At 47.2% G+C, this 16,180-nt stretch carries 12 protein-coding genes; all 12 read right to left on the minus strand.

What is annotated here, in order from left to right:
* Positions 1-20 precede the first annotated feature (20 nt).
* The 12 genes from ONB37_13545 to ONB37_13600 all read right to left on the minus strand — a co-directional run bounded on the left by ONB37_13545 (position 21) and on the right by ONB37_13600 (position 16,106).
* Positions 21-3,098 carry a DPP IV N-terminal domain-containing protein gene (locus tag ONB37_13545; protein MDZ7401179.1) on the minus strand — a complete coding sequence of 1,026 codons (3,078 nt, stop codon included), beginning with the start codon at positions 3,096-3,098 and terminating at the stop codon, positions 21-23.
* Positions 3,099-3,302: 204 nt separating this feature from the next.
* Entirely contained in the window at positions 3,303-6,527 is a 3,225-nt protein-coding gene (locus ONB37_13550) for an FG-GAP-like repeat-containing protein (protein MDZ7401180.1), read from the minus strand.
* Positions 6,528-6,830: 303 nt separating this feature from the next.
* A complete protein-coding gene (gene porV / locus ONB37_13555; GenBank protein MDZ7401181.1) occupies positions 6,831-7,883 on the minus strand; it encodes a type IX secretion system outer membrane channel protein PorV in 1,053 nt (350 codons plus the stop codon).
* Between the two features lie 345 nt (positions 7,884-8,228).
* Positions 8,229-9,572, minus strand: a complete 1,344-nt coding sequence (gene gcvPA / locus ONB37_13560; protein ID MDZ7401182.1) for an aminomethyl-transferring glycine dehydrogenase subunit GcvPA — start codon at positions 9,570-9,572, stop codon at positions 8,229-8,231.
* 53 nt (positions 9,573-9,625) lie between these two features.
* Positions 9,626-10,009, minus strand: coding sequence for a glycine cleavage system protein GcvH (gene gcvH, locus ONB37_13565; protein MDZ7401183.1), 384 nt, complete (start codon positions 10,007-10,009; stop codon positions 9,626-9,628).
* A gap of 32 nt (positions 10,010-10,041) precedes the next feature.
* Positions 10,042-11,388 (minus strand): acetyl-CoA carboxylase biotin carboxylase subunit, encoded by a 1,347-nt coding sequence (gene accC / locus ONB37_13570; protein ID MDZ7401184.1) that lies wholly within the window; start codon positions 11,386-11,388, stop codon positions 10,042-10,044.
* 30 nt (positions 11,389-11,418) lie between these two features.
* The gene (gene accB, locus ONB37_13575) at positions 11,419-11,919 is read right to left on the minus strand and encodes an acetyl-CoA carboxylase biotin carboxyl carrier protein (GenBank protein MDZ7401185.1); all 501 of its coding nucleotides are present in this window, start codon (positions 11,917-11,919) and stop codon (positions 11,419-11,421) included.
* A 13-nt stretch (positions 11,920-11,932) separates the two neighbouring features.
* Positions 11,933-12,058 carry a hypothetical protein gene (locus ONB37_13580; protein MDZ7401186.1) on the minus strand — a complete coding sequence of 42 codons (126 nt, stop codon included), beginning with the start codon at positions 12,056-12,058 and terminating at the stop codon, positions 11,933-11,935.
* Between the two features lie 427 nt (positions 12,059-12,485).
* Positions 12,486-13,940: an Asp-tRNA(Asn)/Glu-tRNA(Gln) amidotransferase subunit GatB gene (gatB, locus tag ONB37_13585; protein ID MDZ7401187.1), complete on the minus strand. Its 1,455-nt coding sequence runs from the start codon at positions 13,938-13,940 to the stop codon at positions 12,486-12,488.
* On the minus strand, positions 13,930-15,381 hold the full coding sequence (gene gatA / locus ONB37_13590; protein ID MDZ7401188.1) for an Asp-tRNA(Asn)/Glu-tRNA(Gln) amidotransferase subunit GatA: 1,452 nt from the start codon (positions 15,379-15,381) through the stop codon (positions 13,930-13,932). The genes gatB and gatA overlap by 11 nt, the downstream gene beginning before the upstream one ends.
* A 157-nt stretch (positions 15,382-15,538) precedes the next feature.
* Complete coding sequence (locus ONB37_13595; GenBank protein MDZ7401189.1) at positions 15,539-15,730, minus strand: twin-arginine translocase TatA/TatE family subunit; 192 nt, start codon at positions 15,728-15,730, stop codon at positions 15,539-15,541.
* A gap of 187 nt (positions 15,731-15,917) precedes the next feature.
* Positions 15,918-16,106 carry a twin-arginine translocase TatA/TatE family subunit gene (locus tag ONB37_13600; protein MDZ7401190.1) on the minus strand — a complete coding sequence of 63 codons (189 nt, stop codon included), beginning with the start codon at positions 16,104-16,106 and terminating at the stop codon, positions 15,918-15,920.
* Between the last annotated feature and the right edge of the window lie 74 nt (positions 16,107-16,180).

Consider the following 16,180-nt stretch of genomic DNA (forward strand, 5'->3'; position numbering starts at 1 on the left):
AGACATCTCCATAATTTGTTTTAGTCAAAATATCCAAAACTAATGCCCAGATAATAACGCCATTCTTTACCATAGCGCAACCACGTATTATCTGTTTCTTTTTTGGTGAATTCATCAAATCCATAAGCGGCATTGAAAAAGATCTTCGTCGGGAAACTATAAAATGAAAACAGGTCTAATCGCACTTCAGCGCCAGCGGTCTTTTTGAATCGGGAGAAATTCAGAACATCAGCATTAAAGGCATCACCGTAATCAAAAAAGGCACCCAAATAGAGTTTGTCAAAATGGAGGTGGAACAAACGAATATCCAGATTATTGGAAATTGGGAAGCGATAGCTTGTCCGTGTGATAATCATTTTTGTGCCTTCAATGCTGTAATATGGATAACCGCGCAGGCCTACCAATCCACCAGCATAAAAGTTGAAAAATTCGTGAACAGGACGGTCGATCCAGCCGGCCTGAAGATTGAAATTGATCGCATGTCTCCCATGGTTGAAGAGCGGGATGAATTCTTTCCAATCTAATTCCAATTTGCCATAGTTGTAGTCATCGTAATCTTCCACCCAAGTGCCATATTTGGTGATGGTGAAATCGCGAATGAATTTATTGAATTCCTGACTATATTTCACCGACACGATCCGTCCAGCGGCTGGATTGATTTCTGAAGAGATACTCGGCAACACATTTTTATAGCTCCAATTCAATTGAATGGAGCGGCCGATGAAATAGTTGTAGCTGGTCGCGGGATAGTCCTGGCCATTGGGATAAGTGTATTGGGGATGATAAGTTCCTCGATAGCGGCTGAATACGAACGCGGTCCTGAGATTTTGCTCGTCATTCAACTTGAAGTCCAATCCTGCATCGACCTCAGTCAAATTGTACTTGAATTTGACCAGAGTGGTGTCTGGAGGGTTCGAGGTCGGGTCAGCGCCGTAGGGATAAAAATAATTATCCATTTCTGAATGATGCAACAGCCGATTGTAAACTTCAAGAAACACTGTGGGACGAAACTTGCGATAGTTGACCATGCCAAATAGATCATAGTCCCAATCTCGATTCATGGCGAAGCCGGCAAAGATATCGTATTTGTTCAAAATGTCGCTGGAATAGAGATAGGTCCCGAATTTGACCGTTCCGTAATCGACCATGACGCGAGGCAGGAAGGCCAGGCTGCTGTAAGTGAAAGTATAAGGGGTCGTCGAATAGCGCGGAACTTCGGCATCATTATAGTTGACCGTTTTATCGCTGATCCCTTGATTGATTAAATAAATATCCTGATTTTCTCGCGAAGCAAGTTGGGCGCTGTTGGATCGATATGCCAGATAGCGACTTTGCTGCTCATCCACTTGGGTCGGTCGTTCGATCCAGGCGATGCGATAGCCCTGCGAGTTGAAATCGCTGTATAATAGTTGGCCCTGTTTGTTGACCGAGGGCATAAAAGCGCCGCCCAGCACGTTGGTTAACTGTCTCTTATTTTTGGTGGCCAATTCAAATGCATAAATATTGAAAATGCCAGTCCGATCCCAACTAAAGTAGATTTCCTTTCCATTAGGGGAAAATATCGGATCGCGGGCATCATGTTCATCGGCGATCAAAACTTTCATCGTTTTCCCATCAGCGCTGATGAGGCCAATCTGGCGCCCCTCGCTTTTAGAGTAGGAGAACACGATGACGCTGCCATTTGGCGCCCAGCGCGGAGTGAAAATCTGCTGGCCATCTCTGAACTTGGTCAGATGGGTCATTTTGCGGGTTTTTAAATCGAGCACAGCGATGTTCTGCGTCCCATCTCTTGTGGTCACAAACAACAGTTTGTTCCCATCGGGCGACCAATCCGGATGCTGGGCGCGCAGATTGCGCGTCACTGGGCGTTCTTTTTTCTTTTTTAAATCATAAATATAAATATCCTGAAAATGGGATCCGTGTTTATTCGGTTTGGAGATCCGCGAATAGGCGATTTTTTCACCATCTGGGGACCAAGCCAATGACGAACTGACACCACCTTTAATTTTTTCGACGGTTCCCTTGGTCATATCGTGGAGGTACAATGAAGACTGGGAGAGGTAGTCATAACCTCGGTTCGATACGAAGGCGAATTTCGTCCCATCTGGTGACCAACAGGGGAACAGATTTGCGAAGCCTTTGGACTCGATGATTTTGCCAGCTCGAACATTATTGACAATCGGGCTGACCCGATAGTTGTACATCGTTTCGAGATAACTCTTCCATTCTCGATAGAGCTGTCGTTCGGATTTCCCGAGTACATCCTTCAATGCATCGTTGACCGTGAAATGAAACGGGCTTTGCAGTTCTTGAAAAATGCGTCGCAGCGATTCAACGCCATAGGTTTCGGCAATGTAAATGACCAAGGCATAGCCATGATTATAGAGTTTCTCATTGCCGAAGCTATTTTTGCCGAATACCCCCATTTCCCGATGATTGAGAAGCGTCCCTTCCAGCACGGCGGTCCGAAGAATCATATCGCGATGGGTATCCCAATTGTCGTAATTCAGCTTTGCCAGTTGATATTGAGCCACGCCTTCAGCAAGCCAGTTGGGAACCGTGGTTGTGGCAATGGGGTAAGAGACGATCCGATTGGGAAAGCCATAAAGCACATAAGGGTTCTTTTCCGGCTCATAATCCATGTATTGAAAATAAAGCGCGGGGATTTTTCGCGTCAGTTTTCGGGCGGCGCCCAGGGAGATCATGTGTGTGAATTCATGGGTCACGACATTGCGAAGCCAATTATGATTGCCACGCAACACAAAATCCATCGGAGTCGCCCAGATCTCAATCTTGTTATCGTAATAGTAGGTTGCACCATTGGAATAATCGTCATGATCTCGAATAATGAAATGGACCTTGCCATCGGGCTGATAGAGGTAGAGCGACGTGATAGGCGCATAGATCTCCTCAGCGATTTTGGCGACTAATGCCGCGGTCCGCTCTGCGCCTTTATGATAATGAACCTGAAAATGTTCTGTATCAATGGTCAGCCAATTTAACTCTGGATGGTTATATTCTACTGGTTGACCGAATAGATTTGCTCCCCACACCCAACCAATTAGCAACAATGGAATGATGTAATTTGCTCGTTTCACTGCTGTTCACCCATTTTATCAGATTTCATACTTATTTTAAAGTCGAATTCGCCCCCCGTCATGGTTTCATGGATTGATCGTTAACTAGTTTGAAAAGTATTTTGAAATCCAGTTTGCCTATTTGATTGATCTTATCCAATCTGCAACCCTGCAAATACCACGAAAATTGCGAACAGGTCGCGCAGAATATCCAATCATGCCAGTCTATTTAACGACGGCGATCTTAATCATGACCATACTCGACTCGTTCGCTCGCTTTGCGGTTACGCGGGCGAGATAGATGCCGCTTTGCACTCGAGTCACGTCCCAGGTTCGCTCATTTTCGATGCCACCAATGCCTGGTCCGGTCAATTGCTCAACAAGTTCACCCGCCGCATCATAGATTCTGATCGTCACCTCTGCTGCCTCCCTTAAATAGTAGCGGATGATGGTCCAATTCCCTTCTGTTGGATTGGGATAATTATACACCGTTTTTTCAGGCATCAGAGCCCCAGTTCGAGATGGAACCGATCCCGGCAGTTGTGCAATAGCAGAGTGACGTTCATTGTTGAGAAATTGTCTCCAATAGATTTGACGGTCATTGAATTTATATTCTAATGTCCACACGTGACAGAAATCGTCTTCGGATCGAGCAATCAAACAAAATAAACTATCGCTGGTCAGATGAGCAATGACTGGCGCCGAATTCGCTGGTGTCGAGATGGAAAGCGGAAAGCCATTGACCTTTCGTCCATCGCTGTGAAAGGCGTTCATAAGGCCGTTTTTTGACGCCACGATGATTTCGATTTTCTGATCGCCATCTAAATCGACCAAAATCGGGTCGGGATAAGCTTCGCTTTCCGCGCCGCGGTCGATGAGAATGGGGAAATTCGTTAACAAGGTTCCATTGAAGCGATAGGCGAAAATTTTTCCACCGCCAGTAACAATAATGTCCAAGTAACCATCCCCATCGACATCAGCTAAGGCGGGATTAGAGAGCGGCGAGCTCGTCGAGATACCGGCGAAGTCTGGGAGAAAATCGCCCTCATGGGTCAGGATGAATAAATTCCCTATGGTAGAAGTGAGGACGATATCAGATCTTCCATCACGATCCAAATCTCCAAATGCCGGGTAATTTAAAATTCCTGCGCCAGCAAAGCGTTTCTGCCAAATAATGTTTCCATTCTCATCGACCGCGAAGATAGTACCTGCCTCGTCAATTGCAACAAAGCGCATTGCTGAGACATCGCGACATGCCATTAACCGTTGCAAAGCCTTATTAGAAATTGCGGTTTGCCAGACGATTTGTCCTGTTTCAGAAATGAGATGAATTCTCCCTGTTTGATCGCCAATCGCAATTTCGCTGCCTGGTGTTGCTGAATTCCAATCGCCAATAATTGGCACCGTAGTAATCGTGCTGCCGCAGTTAATTTCAAACAATAAATCCGCTTCACCATCGCTGTTGCGATCTTCTGCCTGCCATGCAAATAAGTGGCCAATAGACGATCCAGCGATGACCTCTAATGCTCCATCTCCAGTCAGATCAGCTAATGCTGGGGAGTGCAAAAAATGTCCAGTTTCAATGCGAGCAAACATCGGCAATGGTATGTTGGTGGTATCGCCCAACAAGCTGATCTGGTATGTGAATGCGTCATTGGTGATCAATTTTTCACCATTGGCTTGCCATGCAAGGATCATTCCGCTTGCAGTGGCTGCTACAATTTCTTCGCGACCATCGCCATTCAAGTCTCCAACAACGAGTGCACTATTGCCTGAGTTTGCCCCCAAAAATGCTGGGAAGCCAGGCTGATAGTACTTGATTTCAAGTTTGAAATACATTACTGAATCGATCGGGCTAAAATTGGTAATATAAATCCCAGTGTTTGCCCGTGCGTAAGAATGGGTGCTTGGCTTCGTGAAGGGGGTGAACTTGACCTGTTGAGATGAATTGACAAATAGATGAGCCGGGTTTGCATCCCACCACATGTCCTCAGCATAACCCGCGTGATATCCAGTGAAACCGAAAAAATTGTAATAATAGCCCATATCCTGTGAGCCGTCGGCTTCAACCAGATCCACACCACGATGGTTCATATCCGTGTTGACCCGGTTCTCCGCATATTTTTGCTCGATGATGTTTTCGTCGATATGCCAGATCAAGATGCCAGACCCTGGTAGATCAAAGTCATATTCGTTTACCGAAGTGATGACGTCGATGCCGTCTAATGGGTTTATGATCGGCGATCCGTCACTCCCGTAATAGAACTCAACCCGTTTACCGTTGGCATCAAATCCGACTGCGATATTTCGGGTCTCGCGGACACGTTGCTGGCGATTTTCCACAAGAAAGTATTCTTTGGCGTTAATGGGGATTTTATAAATTTTATTGGGATTGGCCGCCAAGGCTGCTGCTACAGGGATTTTATCGCCAGATGAAATGAGGATCGGTTGCTCCCAACCCAAGAAAATTTTGCTCCATGCGCATGGTTGAGCTGGAATTGAGCCATAGAAGTTCCCAGAACCTTGATCCATTAATCCAAACCGGCCAATCCCTGGATGACCTGTATCGGTATCAAACAAAGCTGGTAATCCTAATTGAAATCCCATCATCAGCGCGGCAGTGCCTAAGAGACCGAAAATTTTATAGTCGCCTTGATTCTCTGTTTCCGGCAAAATGATGCCTTCTTTGATAAAAAAAGTCCCGTTGTTGACCGGGATCCCTGCAAAGTCCGGCAAATTGCCGCCGATATTTTTTTTCAGATCGTTGAAATTGAGGAACACCGAAGGGATGTCGCAAGGTGTAGTATCGAATTCCTGCGTGAATTCGGCGCCGACCCCTGCATGAAATATGATAAAGACGTCGAACTTGGAGAAATCGATATAGCCAGCTTGGTCGGCGCTTACGATCGCATCTCGAAAAAGCTCGGCCAGCCGCTGGTCCAATACCGCTGGCGTTTGATTCGGGTTATAGTACGCCATGGGATGCGGGAGAGTCCAAGCACTATCGGAAGCGAGCGGATAGACAAAACTATCGCCGTTTTCCTCTTCTACCTGAAGGGCGAGTTTTCCTCCTGATACTTTCAGGTAATAGTCCTTCAGAGCACGAAGCTGATTTGCAAAATAGCGTCGATTATGCGGCGGAGGATTGATCATACCAGTGCCTGTAGATAAGTCGAACCAACCATCCCCGGTGGTATTCCGATCGTTATCCCGCTGAAATTGTACGCGGATCGCCATGACCTTGAGTGTTTTTGGAAGGTTAGCTTGAATAGCAGCAAAATCGTTGCTGGCCTCCGTTGCCGTGCTGGCTGGTTTGAACGTCACAAATCGAGCTGAGGGAGTGCTGGGGTAAAAGGAAGGGCGCTTAATTTTTTCCGCTGCGAAGCTGGCGCTGAAGATCAATAATCCAATCGCGATGAATTTTATCCGTAGTGTCTGGTGTAAGATCATAGTTCAAATAAGGTCTCAACATAAATTATCCGATGATGATTGAATACAATAATTGATCAAATTCCTGAAATGTGTCAGGAGCAGCGAGGCGCTGAGAGCGAGCTTGAAAATTAGCTTTGTTAGCATGCAAGAGTTCTATTCATTTCAATCTCAGATGCCTCACTACTCCTGAATCAATTATTGCAACGAAGCCATGACCGAAGTCATGGGAATTCATCAAATAGATCTATTAGGCAATTGTGTGGCTTGCCATTAGGTTGCTATCAGTTGCTTTGTCGAGTGATCTAATAAAATCAAAGTCAGTTAGAATCCAGCAGTCAATGAAAATCGCATGGTATCTGCCAGCGGGTGGCCCTTTTCAGCCGCGACATAGCCGAAGTCAAAGCCGTAGGATGCGTACTTGATGCCAGCGCCAAAGCTGAAATAATGGACTTTGCCTTCTTTATCGTGGTAATAACCGGTCCGCAGGGCAAACAGATCGCTGTACCAATACTCAATACCGACGCTGCGGGTGATCTTATCCAATTCCGTTTGGAGGGGATCATCGTACCACGAGGTCACGAGCGCTTTATAGAAAGGATCCGCTTTGCTGCCTTTGCGCGGGGTGACCAATAACTTATTGATATCCGCGGTGAGCGTAATTTTGTTGTATTTTTGGTCCACTAATTTGAAAGCAAATCCGGTTTTCAAGTTAGTGGGGAGCGGATCGGCCTGATCTTCATCGATGTAAGCGATTTTTGGTCCCATATTTGAAAGGTTCATGCCCCAACTCAGGCGATTATTGAAGAACGGGAAATTGTACAGCAGGCCAACATCGAAGGCAAAGCCGCTGGCAGTGCCCGAGCCGCGTTCCGTGCCAGCGCCATAGGGAGAAAGGCTACTGCGAATGAACCGCAGCGACAGCCCCATGGACAGATTATCCGTAACGGTTGCTCCGTAGCTTGCTGAGATGGCCCACTCGCTGCTGTTGAACTCGCCTAATTCTTGTCCCGTCGAGCTGGTGCGCATTTGCTTGCCGAGATTCAGATAGACAACGTTAAAGCCGACCGTACCTACACCCTCGATACTCATTTTATAAGCTAAAAATTCATAGAATAGGTCATCAGTCAATCCAGGAAGCCAATTGGCGTGCATAAAGGTAATTTCTCGGCCAGTTTGGTAGGCCAATCCAGCAGGGTTCCAAAATACGGCTGAGGCGTCATTGGCGACAGCAACGAAGGCCTCGCCCATACCAGCGGGCCGCGCGCCAGGGGAGATTAATAAGAACAACAGGGCCGCTTCGCTGACAGCTAAGGCCTGTTGTGAGACCAATACCAGGATGAGCAACAATGATGCGATGGCGAAATACTTTTTCATGAGATCAATCCTCCACGATTTTGCATCTGTAAAAACAAAAAAACCGAATGAAAAAGGTCAGCCCTTCCATAATCCACAAAGGTTCACCTCAACCATTCGGAATTTAACCTATGAAAGGAAAAATTCGGAAAAGGCAATGAGATGGTTAATTCCCCCGTGTCACAGAATAACATTGTCATGATTGAGCAACTGTTAACCACTTAACAAACCTTTAACGAACTTTTCCTAATAGGCGGCCTCCACAAATTATTCATCCAGTTAATTTGCAAATTGTCTTAAAGAAAAGTCGTTATATACTACTCATGGTAATGGCAAAAGTTCCTTGCTATTTCCCTGTTGGCTGTTTTATTTCTTAAACATTTTCAAGGCTGCTACCAATGAGTCCATTTCTGCTTTGGTGCGCTTTTCGGTTACTGCGATCAGCAAGCCTTTGGTGAGACCAAAGTCATATCGGGAAAGATCAATCCCGGCATAGATGCGTTGCAATAGCAATTTTTCGATAATTTGGCTCGGTGGTACAGGAGTTAAAACCACAAACTCTTTGAAGAATGGGGCATTGAAAGCCAGACGATAGCCATCGAGCTGCTGGATTTGTTCGGCCAAGTAGTGGCTGTTTTGTAAGCACAAATTGGCCACTTGCTGGATCCCCTGTTTGCCCATTAGTGCTAAATAAACAGTTGCAGCCAACGCAACCAAAGCCTGGTTGGTGCAGATATTGGATGTGGCTTTCTCCCGCCGAATATGTTGCTCGCGAGTTTGGAACGTGAGCACGAAACCGCGACGACCGTGGCGGTCCACCGTTGCCCCAGCAATCCGGCCTGGCATTCGTCGGATCAGATCAAATTTGCAGGCCATGATGCCCAGATACGGGCCCCCAAAATTGAGGCTATTTCCCAGGCATTGTCCCTCTCCAGTCGCAATATCGACGTGATAGCGGCCTGGAGGTTCCAGCAGCCCCAGGGAGATGGGATCTGTGGAACTAATCATCAATGCGCCAGCGGCATGGCAGCGTTCGCTGATCTCAAAAACTTCCTCCAAGTTGCCCAAAAAATTCGGATGTTGCACCATGACCGCTGCAGTGCTACTATCGATCTTTGATGATAGATCATTCAAATTGGTAATTCCATTTTCCAGCGCAGCGAGTTGAATTTGAATACGCTGCCCATGGCAATAGGTCTGTATTACCTGACGATAATGGGGATGAATGCCGCGGGAGACTACAACCTTTTTGCGGCCGGTCTCTGCTACCGCCATCAGGGCTCCCTCTGCCAGAGCAGAACCGCCATCATACATGGAGGCATTGGCGACTTCCATGTCGAACAATTCAGCAATCATCGATTGGTATTCATAAATCGCTTGTAATGTTCCTTGGCTTACTTCTGGCTGATACGGGGTGTAGGCAGTATAAAACTCACTGCGGGAGACGATGGCCCCAACGGCTGCGGGGATAAAGTGATCATAAGCTCCACCACCCAAAAAGCTAATAGCATCAGCCACGCTCTCATTGCAACGAGTTTTTTGATGAATTTCGCGGGCGATCTCCAATTCAGATAATGCTGGTGGTAGGTTAAGTTCTCGATTGAATCTAAGCTGTTTCGGAATATTGCTAATCAGAGCTTCAAAGTCAGGGACACCAATCCGCTCCAACATCGCCTCTCGATCGGCATCCGTATTCGGAATAAAAGGCATAAATGGACTCCATGCTGGTTTTGTCACTCGTTCGATGCGCTTGGCTATTTCGCTCAACTGATATGCTTTCTATAATCCTCAGGACTCATTAATGCCTCTAATTCAGCGGGATCGGAGATCTGAATCTTAATCATCCAACCCTTATCGTAGGGATCCTGATTGATCAATTCAGGTTGATCCTGCAATATGGTGTTAACTTCGATCACAGTGCCTGAGACTGGCGAAAACAAGTCTGAGACCGCTTTAACCGCCTCGATGGTTCCAAACGGCTCCATCTGCTTAACTTCCTGATTCAGTTCGGGCAATTCTACAAATACGATATCGCCCAGCTCGCTCTGTGCGTAGTCTGTAATCCCAACCGTGGCGACGCCGCTCGTGTCATCGTATAAAACCCACTCATGTTCCTCAGTGTACAGCAGTTCCTTCGGTATTTCCATGCTTCGGTTCTCCCTTAATTTTGTTCTGCAATTTATTGGTGACTTAATAATCGTTCGATGTATTTGGTATCGAAGTTCCCTTTCTGAAAATCGCTATCCTGCATGACCTTCTGATGGAATGGGATAGTGGTTGCGACTCCTTCAATAATGAATTCTTCGAGAGCGCGCTGCATTCGCACCAATGCCTCCTGGCGGTCTTTTCCCCAAGTGATCAGCTTCGCAATGAGGGAATCATAGTAGCTGGGTATTTGATATTGGGCGTAGGCATGGGTATCAACCCGAACGCCTGGACCTCCAGGGACATGAAAGTGTTCGATTTTGCCGGGACAGGGGCGAAAATTCTTTTCTGGATCCTCGGCATTGATTCGACATTCAATTGCATGCCCACGCAATTTATAACCACGAATCACCGAATTAAGTTTCTCCCCAGCGGCAAGCAAAATCTGTTGTTTCAGCAAATCCATTCCAAATACCACTTCTGTGACCGGATGTTCCACTTGAATTCGCGTATTCATCTCCATGAAATAAAATTTGCCGTCCTCATCCAGCAAAAATTCGATCGTGCCAGCACTCTGGTAATTGACCTGCTTGGCCCCCTTAATGGCAGTATCGATCAGTCGTTTCCGAATGCGCTCGGTGACTACTGGGGATGGAGATTCTTCAATCAGTTTCTGATGCTTACGCTGGATGGAGCATTCTCGTTCCCCTAAGGCCACAATGTTGCCGTAACGGTCGCCCAATAGTTGTACTTCGATATGGCGCGGACGTTCAAAATATTTTTCGATATACAGGTCAGGATTTTTGAATGCTGCATTCGCTTCGGTTCGGGCGGTGATAAAGGCGGCCTCCAGTTCGCTGCGTTCTCGAACCACTCGCATCCCTTTGCCCCCGCCTCCAGCCGTGGCTTTGAAAATGATCGGATAACCGATCTGTTCGGCAACTGCCTCTGCGGTCTTCAAATCGTTGACCACCCCATCGCTACCAGGGATGGTTGGGATGCCAGCTTTTTTCATCGTGGCTTTGGCGTAGGCTTTATCGCCCATACTCGCAATCATTTCAGAGCTGGGACCGATGAAGTGAATTTTGGAGGACTCGCAGATCTCAGCAAATTGGGCGTTTTCAGCTAAAAAACCGTATCCGGGATGAATTGCATCGGAATTGGTGATCACTGCTGCGCTGATGATTCTCGGAATATTGAGATAGCTCTCGGAACTTGGTCCTGGACCAATTCGGACGCACTCATCAGCGAACCGAACATGCAACGAATATTCATCCGCTTCTGAATAGACGGCCACAGTGGCGATGCCCAATTCCTTACAGGCCCGGATGATCCGTAATGCGATTTCACCTCGATTGGCTATAAGTATTTTCTTGAACAACCCTAAGATCTCCAGCAGTTAAACTTCGGCTCACAGCTTTTCAATTTTGAACAAGACCTGATTGTATTCGACTGGTTGGGCATTTTCAACAAGGATCGCGACGATGCGGCCACGCCACTCAGACTCGATTTCATTCATGAGCTTCATGGCTTCAATAATGCAAAGAACCTGGTTCGGTGCCACAATATCACCAACTTCGACGTAAGGTGGCGCATCTGGTGCCGGTGCTCGATAGAAAGTTCCCACCATCGGTGACCTCACCTCGACGATGTTATCGGAACTTGGCTCTGGAGCAGGTGGTGCAACTGCGGCGACTGGCGATTGGGCGCCCGGCAATGAGGCGACCTCCTGAACCTGGGGCAAAGGTGTAGGCAGCGAGGCAGAGGGAGGAGGTGCAACGATCGTTGAGGGCGCTGATGAGTTCGTGCCTTTGCGAATACGCACTTTCTTGCCCCAACGACTGACCTCAAGTTCATTAATTTGGCTTTGTTCGACCAGTTCAATTAATTTCTTAATTTCTTTCGGCCTCATCCTTTTCTCCTGATTAATGACAGTAGCTTCGGCGTTCTCCTCGGCCTCCATCCGAAGCTAACATGATCTCTTCAAAATTCCCCAACAAGGGCATGGTCTTACCATTTGTCCCCTGACGATCATAAAGACTGTAAAACATAAATCCACTGACCAGTGGATTGATCTTTTGAGTTGCGGATGATATAATTAGCGACACAGTTCAAATAAGAATCAGAACAAAGCAATACGAAAATTTCGTCCTTCCGTGAACGGAAACGCTCCAAAATCTTTCGGCTTCGATTTACCCATAAAAACCGAAGCTCCACTGCTGCTCGGCAAATGCACGATATCGCAACCCAAAATTTTGAGCTGAAATTTAACCGGAAAAGAAATAAAAGTCAAGATTTTTCTGGACAGATCAAAAATAACCAGAACTGCATCAGCTTGCCAGAACGAAGATAATTGATTCAAATATTCTCGCTGCGTTGAACATGCCGCCGAAGTTTAATATTGAATCAAATCTTACAAAATAGATGGCGTTTGATCCAATTATGTTTCAGCATGTGAGAGCACTGGATCGCAGCATCTCACTGGCTCAATAATACTTTTCGAAGCAATTCACTGACCAGTTGCGGATCGGCGCGATGCCCGGTCTGTTCCATTATTTGTCCCATGAAGAAGCCCCACAATTTGGTTTTTCCAGCGTGGAATTGAGCTACCGCTTCGGGGTTGCGCTGGAGCACATACCTGACGATTTCCGCCAAATAGTCGCTATCGGCAATCTGGCTGAGGCTGTGCTCAATGAGGATCTCCCTTGCAGGACGGCCAGTGGTTAGCATCCGTTTGAAAATTTCGCGAGCCGAGAGGTCATTCACCTTTCGTTCGGTCAGCAAACTCAGCAACTCTGCCAGTGCATGGCTGGTGATCGGCACATCTTTTACATTCGAGATATGTTGGATCGCCGGTGAGACGAACTCGAGCATCCAACGGCTCAATAAGTGATGATCCGATACCAGTAGGGCGACCTGTTCAAAATAATCGGCCAGGACTTTGTCTGCGGTGAGTCGCTCTGCCCGCGATCGATCTAGATGATACTGGGCGATGAAGCGATCGCGACGGGCGAGGGGCAATTCGGGCATTTGTTTCTGGATCGTTTCGATCTCAGTTCGGTCTATCGAGAATGGGAGCAAATCTGGCTCTGGGAAATACCGATAATCATGGGACGCTTCTTTGCGACGCATGGGGATGGCCGTGCGGGTTCGGGCGTCCCAGAGTAAAGTCTCGTTGCTAATGCTGCCGCCATTTTCAAGCAGCTTCATTTGCCGGTTGATCTCAAATTCCAGGGCCTGGCGCAGCGCATGAATAGAGTTGAGATTTTTTATTTCGGTCTTTTGCCCCGATTGAGCAGAGCCTGGGCGCTGCACCGAGATATTGGCGTCGCAGCGCATTCTGCCTTCTTCCAAATTGCCATCGCTGATCTCTAAATAGCGCACAAGCTGTCGCACTGCGGAAAAGCAGAATACTGCTTGTTGCGCAGAATGGATTTCTGGTTCGGTGACGATTTCGACAAGCGGCACTCCGCAGCGATTGAAATCGATCAGGCTCTCGCGTTTCGGTACCCAATCTTCATCATGGATCAATTTGCCAGCATCTTCTTCAAGATGGATACGCGCGATTCCAATTTTTTGCCGCGAGCCTTGGTGCTCAAATTCGATGTAACCTTTCCAACCTATCGGGGCATCGAATTGGGAGATCTGATAGCCTTTTGGCAGATCTGGATAAAAGTAACTTTTCCGAACGAATCGAGAATGCTGAGCAATCTGGCAATGGGTTGCCAACCCCAATTTGATCGCCAGGGCCACTGCTGAGCGGTTCACCATCGGAAGCGTTCCAGGCAATCCCAGACAGATGGGGCAGACGTTGGAATTGGGTAGAGCCCCAAATTGGGTACTGCACTGACAGAACAACTTTGAGGCAGTGAGCAGTTGGACATGAATTTCAAGCCCAATCACTGGCAGGTATTTGGAATGGTCAAATGTCATGGTTTGTTTGATGGATTGCTCGTTCCAAGCTCGACCCAACTTGAAATAATGTTGGTTCGTTGTACGGTTTAGCCAAGAATTGGACTCCGATTGGTAGTCCTTGCGGGTCATTACCGACAGGCAATGTGAGGCTGGGGAGCCCACCCAAATTTGCTGATACAGTGTAGAGATCAGAGAGGTACATGCTCAGAGGATCGTTTGTTTTCTCACCGAGCCGAAACGCCGGGGTTGCTGTGGTTGGGGCGATCAGGCAATCACATACTTCAAACGCGCTGTCGAAATCTTGTTTGATCAGCGCGCGTACCCGCTGCGCAGTCTGGTAATATTGATCATAATATCCTGAGGAAAGCACGAAATTGCCGAGCATAATGCGGCGTTTTACTTCTGGGCCAAACCCCTCTGATCGCGTTAAATCGTACATTTCATCCAAATCAGAGGCTTGAGGATGGCGAAAGCCATACCGAACCCCATCAAAGCGAGCCAGATTTGACGCTGCCTCGGCACTGGCAAGAACGTAGTAACAGGCTACTGCGTAATCGAAATGGGGTAGAGAGAGTTCGATGAAGGTTGCACCACCTTGTTCCAACAATCGACGGCAGAGTTCGATTCTGGCGCGAATCGTCTGATCAAGACCGGGTACGAAATATTCGGTTGGCCAACCGATTTTCAGGCCAGCAATAGAACGATCGCAATAGCGAGAATAATACGGAACCGAAATGGGGGAAGAGGTCGCATCGCGGGGATCGTGGCCAGCAATGACTTGGAGTAATAGGGCTGCATCAGGGATATTCCGGGTAATAATGCCGATCTGATCGAGCGATGAAGCAAAGGCCACTAAACCAAACCGTGATACGCGACCATAAGTGGGTTTAAGCCCCACAACGCCGCAGAATGCTGCTGGCTGGCGAACTGAACCACCAGTGTCTGAACCAAGTGCTGCCATAGCCAGATCAGCGGCAACGGCAGCGGCGGATCCCCCTGAGGAACCGCCAGCCACTCGATCCAGCGCATGCGGATTCTTGACCGGGCCGTACCAGGAGTACTCGTTCGAAGAACCCATCCCGAACTCATCCATATTGGTCTTGCCGATAATAATGGCATCCGCTTGCTCTACTCGCTCGATCACGGTGGCACTATAAGGGGAGCGGTAGGCGCTAAGAATTCTTGAACCGCATGTTAGTGGTTCATTATCAATGCTAATATTATCTTTAATCGCTAAAATGAGACCTGCCAGCATGCCAGCAGTCCCTTTTTGCAACTTATGATCCACTTCTGCCGCCTTTTTCAGCGCCCGATCGTGGCAAATCGTAATAAAGGCGTTGTATTGATCATGATTATTGATGCGATTCAAATAATATTGAGTGAGCTCGCGGCAGGAGTAGCTATGGCGATCTAAAGCGTTACGGACGTCAGAGAAGCCTATGCCCATCCAGCTCAACAATGATTTTCTCCTCGTAGCATCTGCCAAATTTTCTTTGAGTGGTCTGACCTCGCAATTTCGTCAAACAAAAATTGATCATTAGGCCGCATCGGCTTGGGATTTGCGCAGAACAGAGCAGGAACGATCAGAGCGGATCAATGTCGTTGAAATGCAGCAGCTATGCTTTTTCATCCTGTTTTGCTTCTTCGATCTTTTTTGGGGGTTCTTCATCTTTCCCCTGGGTGGCTTTTTTAAACTCCCGAATCCCCTTGCCGAGCCCGGCTGCCAGGTCCGGCAATTTCTTCGCCCCAAATAGCAAAATGATAATAAAAAAGATGACCAGCAATTCTTGTATGCCTAATCCGAACATTTTTCCTCCACAATTTAGTTTCAATCTTGCGCTCTGCAATATGAAAAATAAAAAATTTGTCGCTATTTCTCCTTCGAATGGGGGCTCTTTTGGACTTTGCCTGCCAATCGATATGCTTGATTATTTTTTAGCTCTGATGGCGATCCTTAAAAAATCACCAATATATTAACTAAAGCTCTCGAGAACGCTATTCTTTAATCTGTCGATCGATATCGGTGAAATCGATTTCATCTTTGACGTCGTCCATCGCTTTACGAAATTGCCGGATCCCTTTGCCAATGCCGCGAGCAAGCTCTGGCAATCGCTTGGACCCGAACAACAATAAAATGACAAGCATAATTAACAGCAATTCTGGAGTCCCAACTGTACCGAACATATAGAATCACCTCCTGAGCAGAAGGATGCCCACAAAATTATTGGGCTTCCCAAACTCGATATAGAAATTTTATA

This window comes from candidate division KSB1 bacterium (genome assembly GCA_034506395.1).
GTDB lineage: Bacteria > Zhuqueibacterota > Zhuqueibacteria > Thermofontimicrobiales > Thermofontimicrobiaceae > Thermofontimicrobium.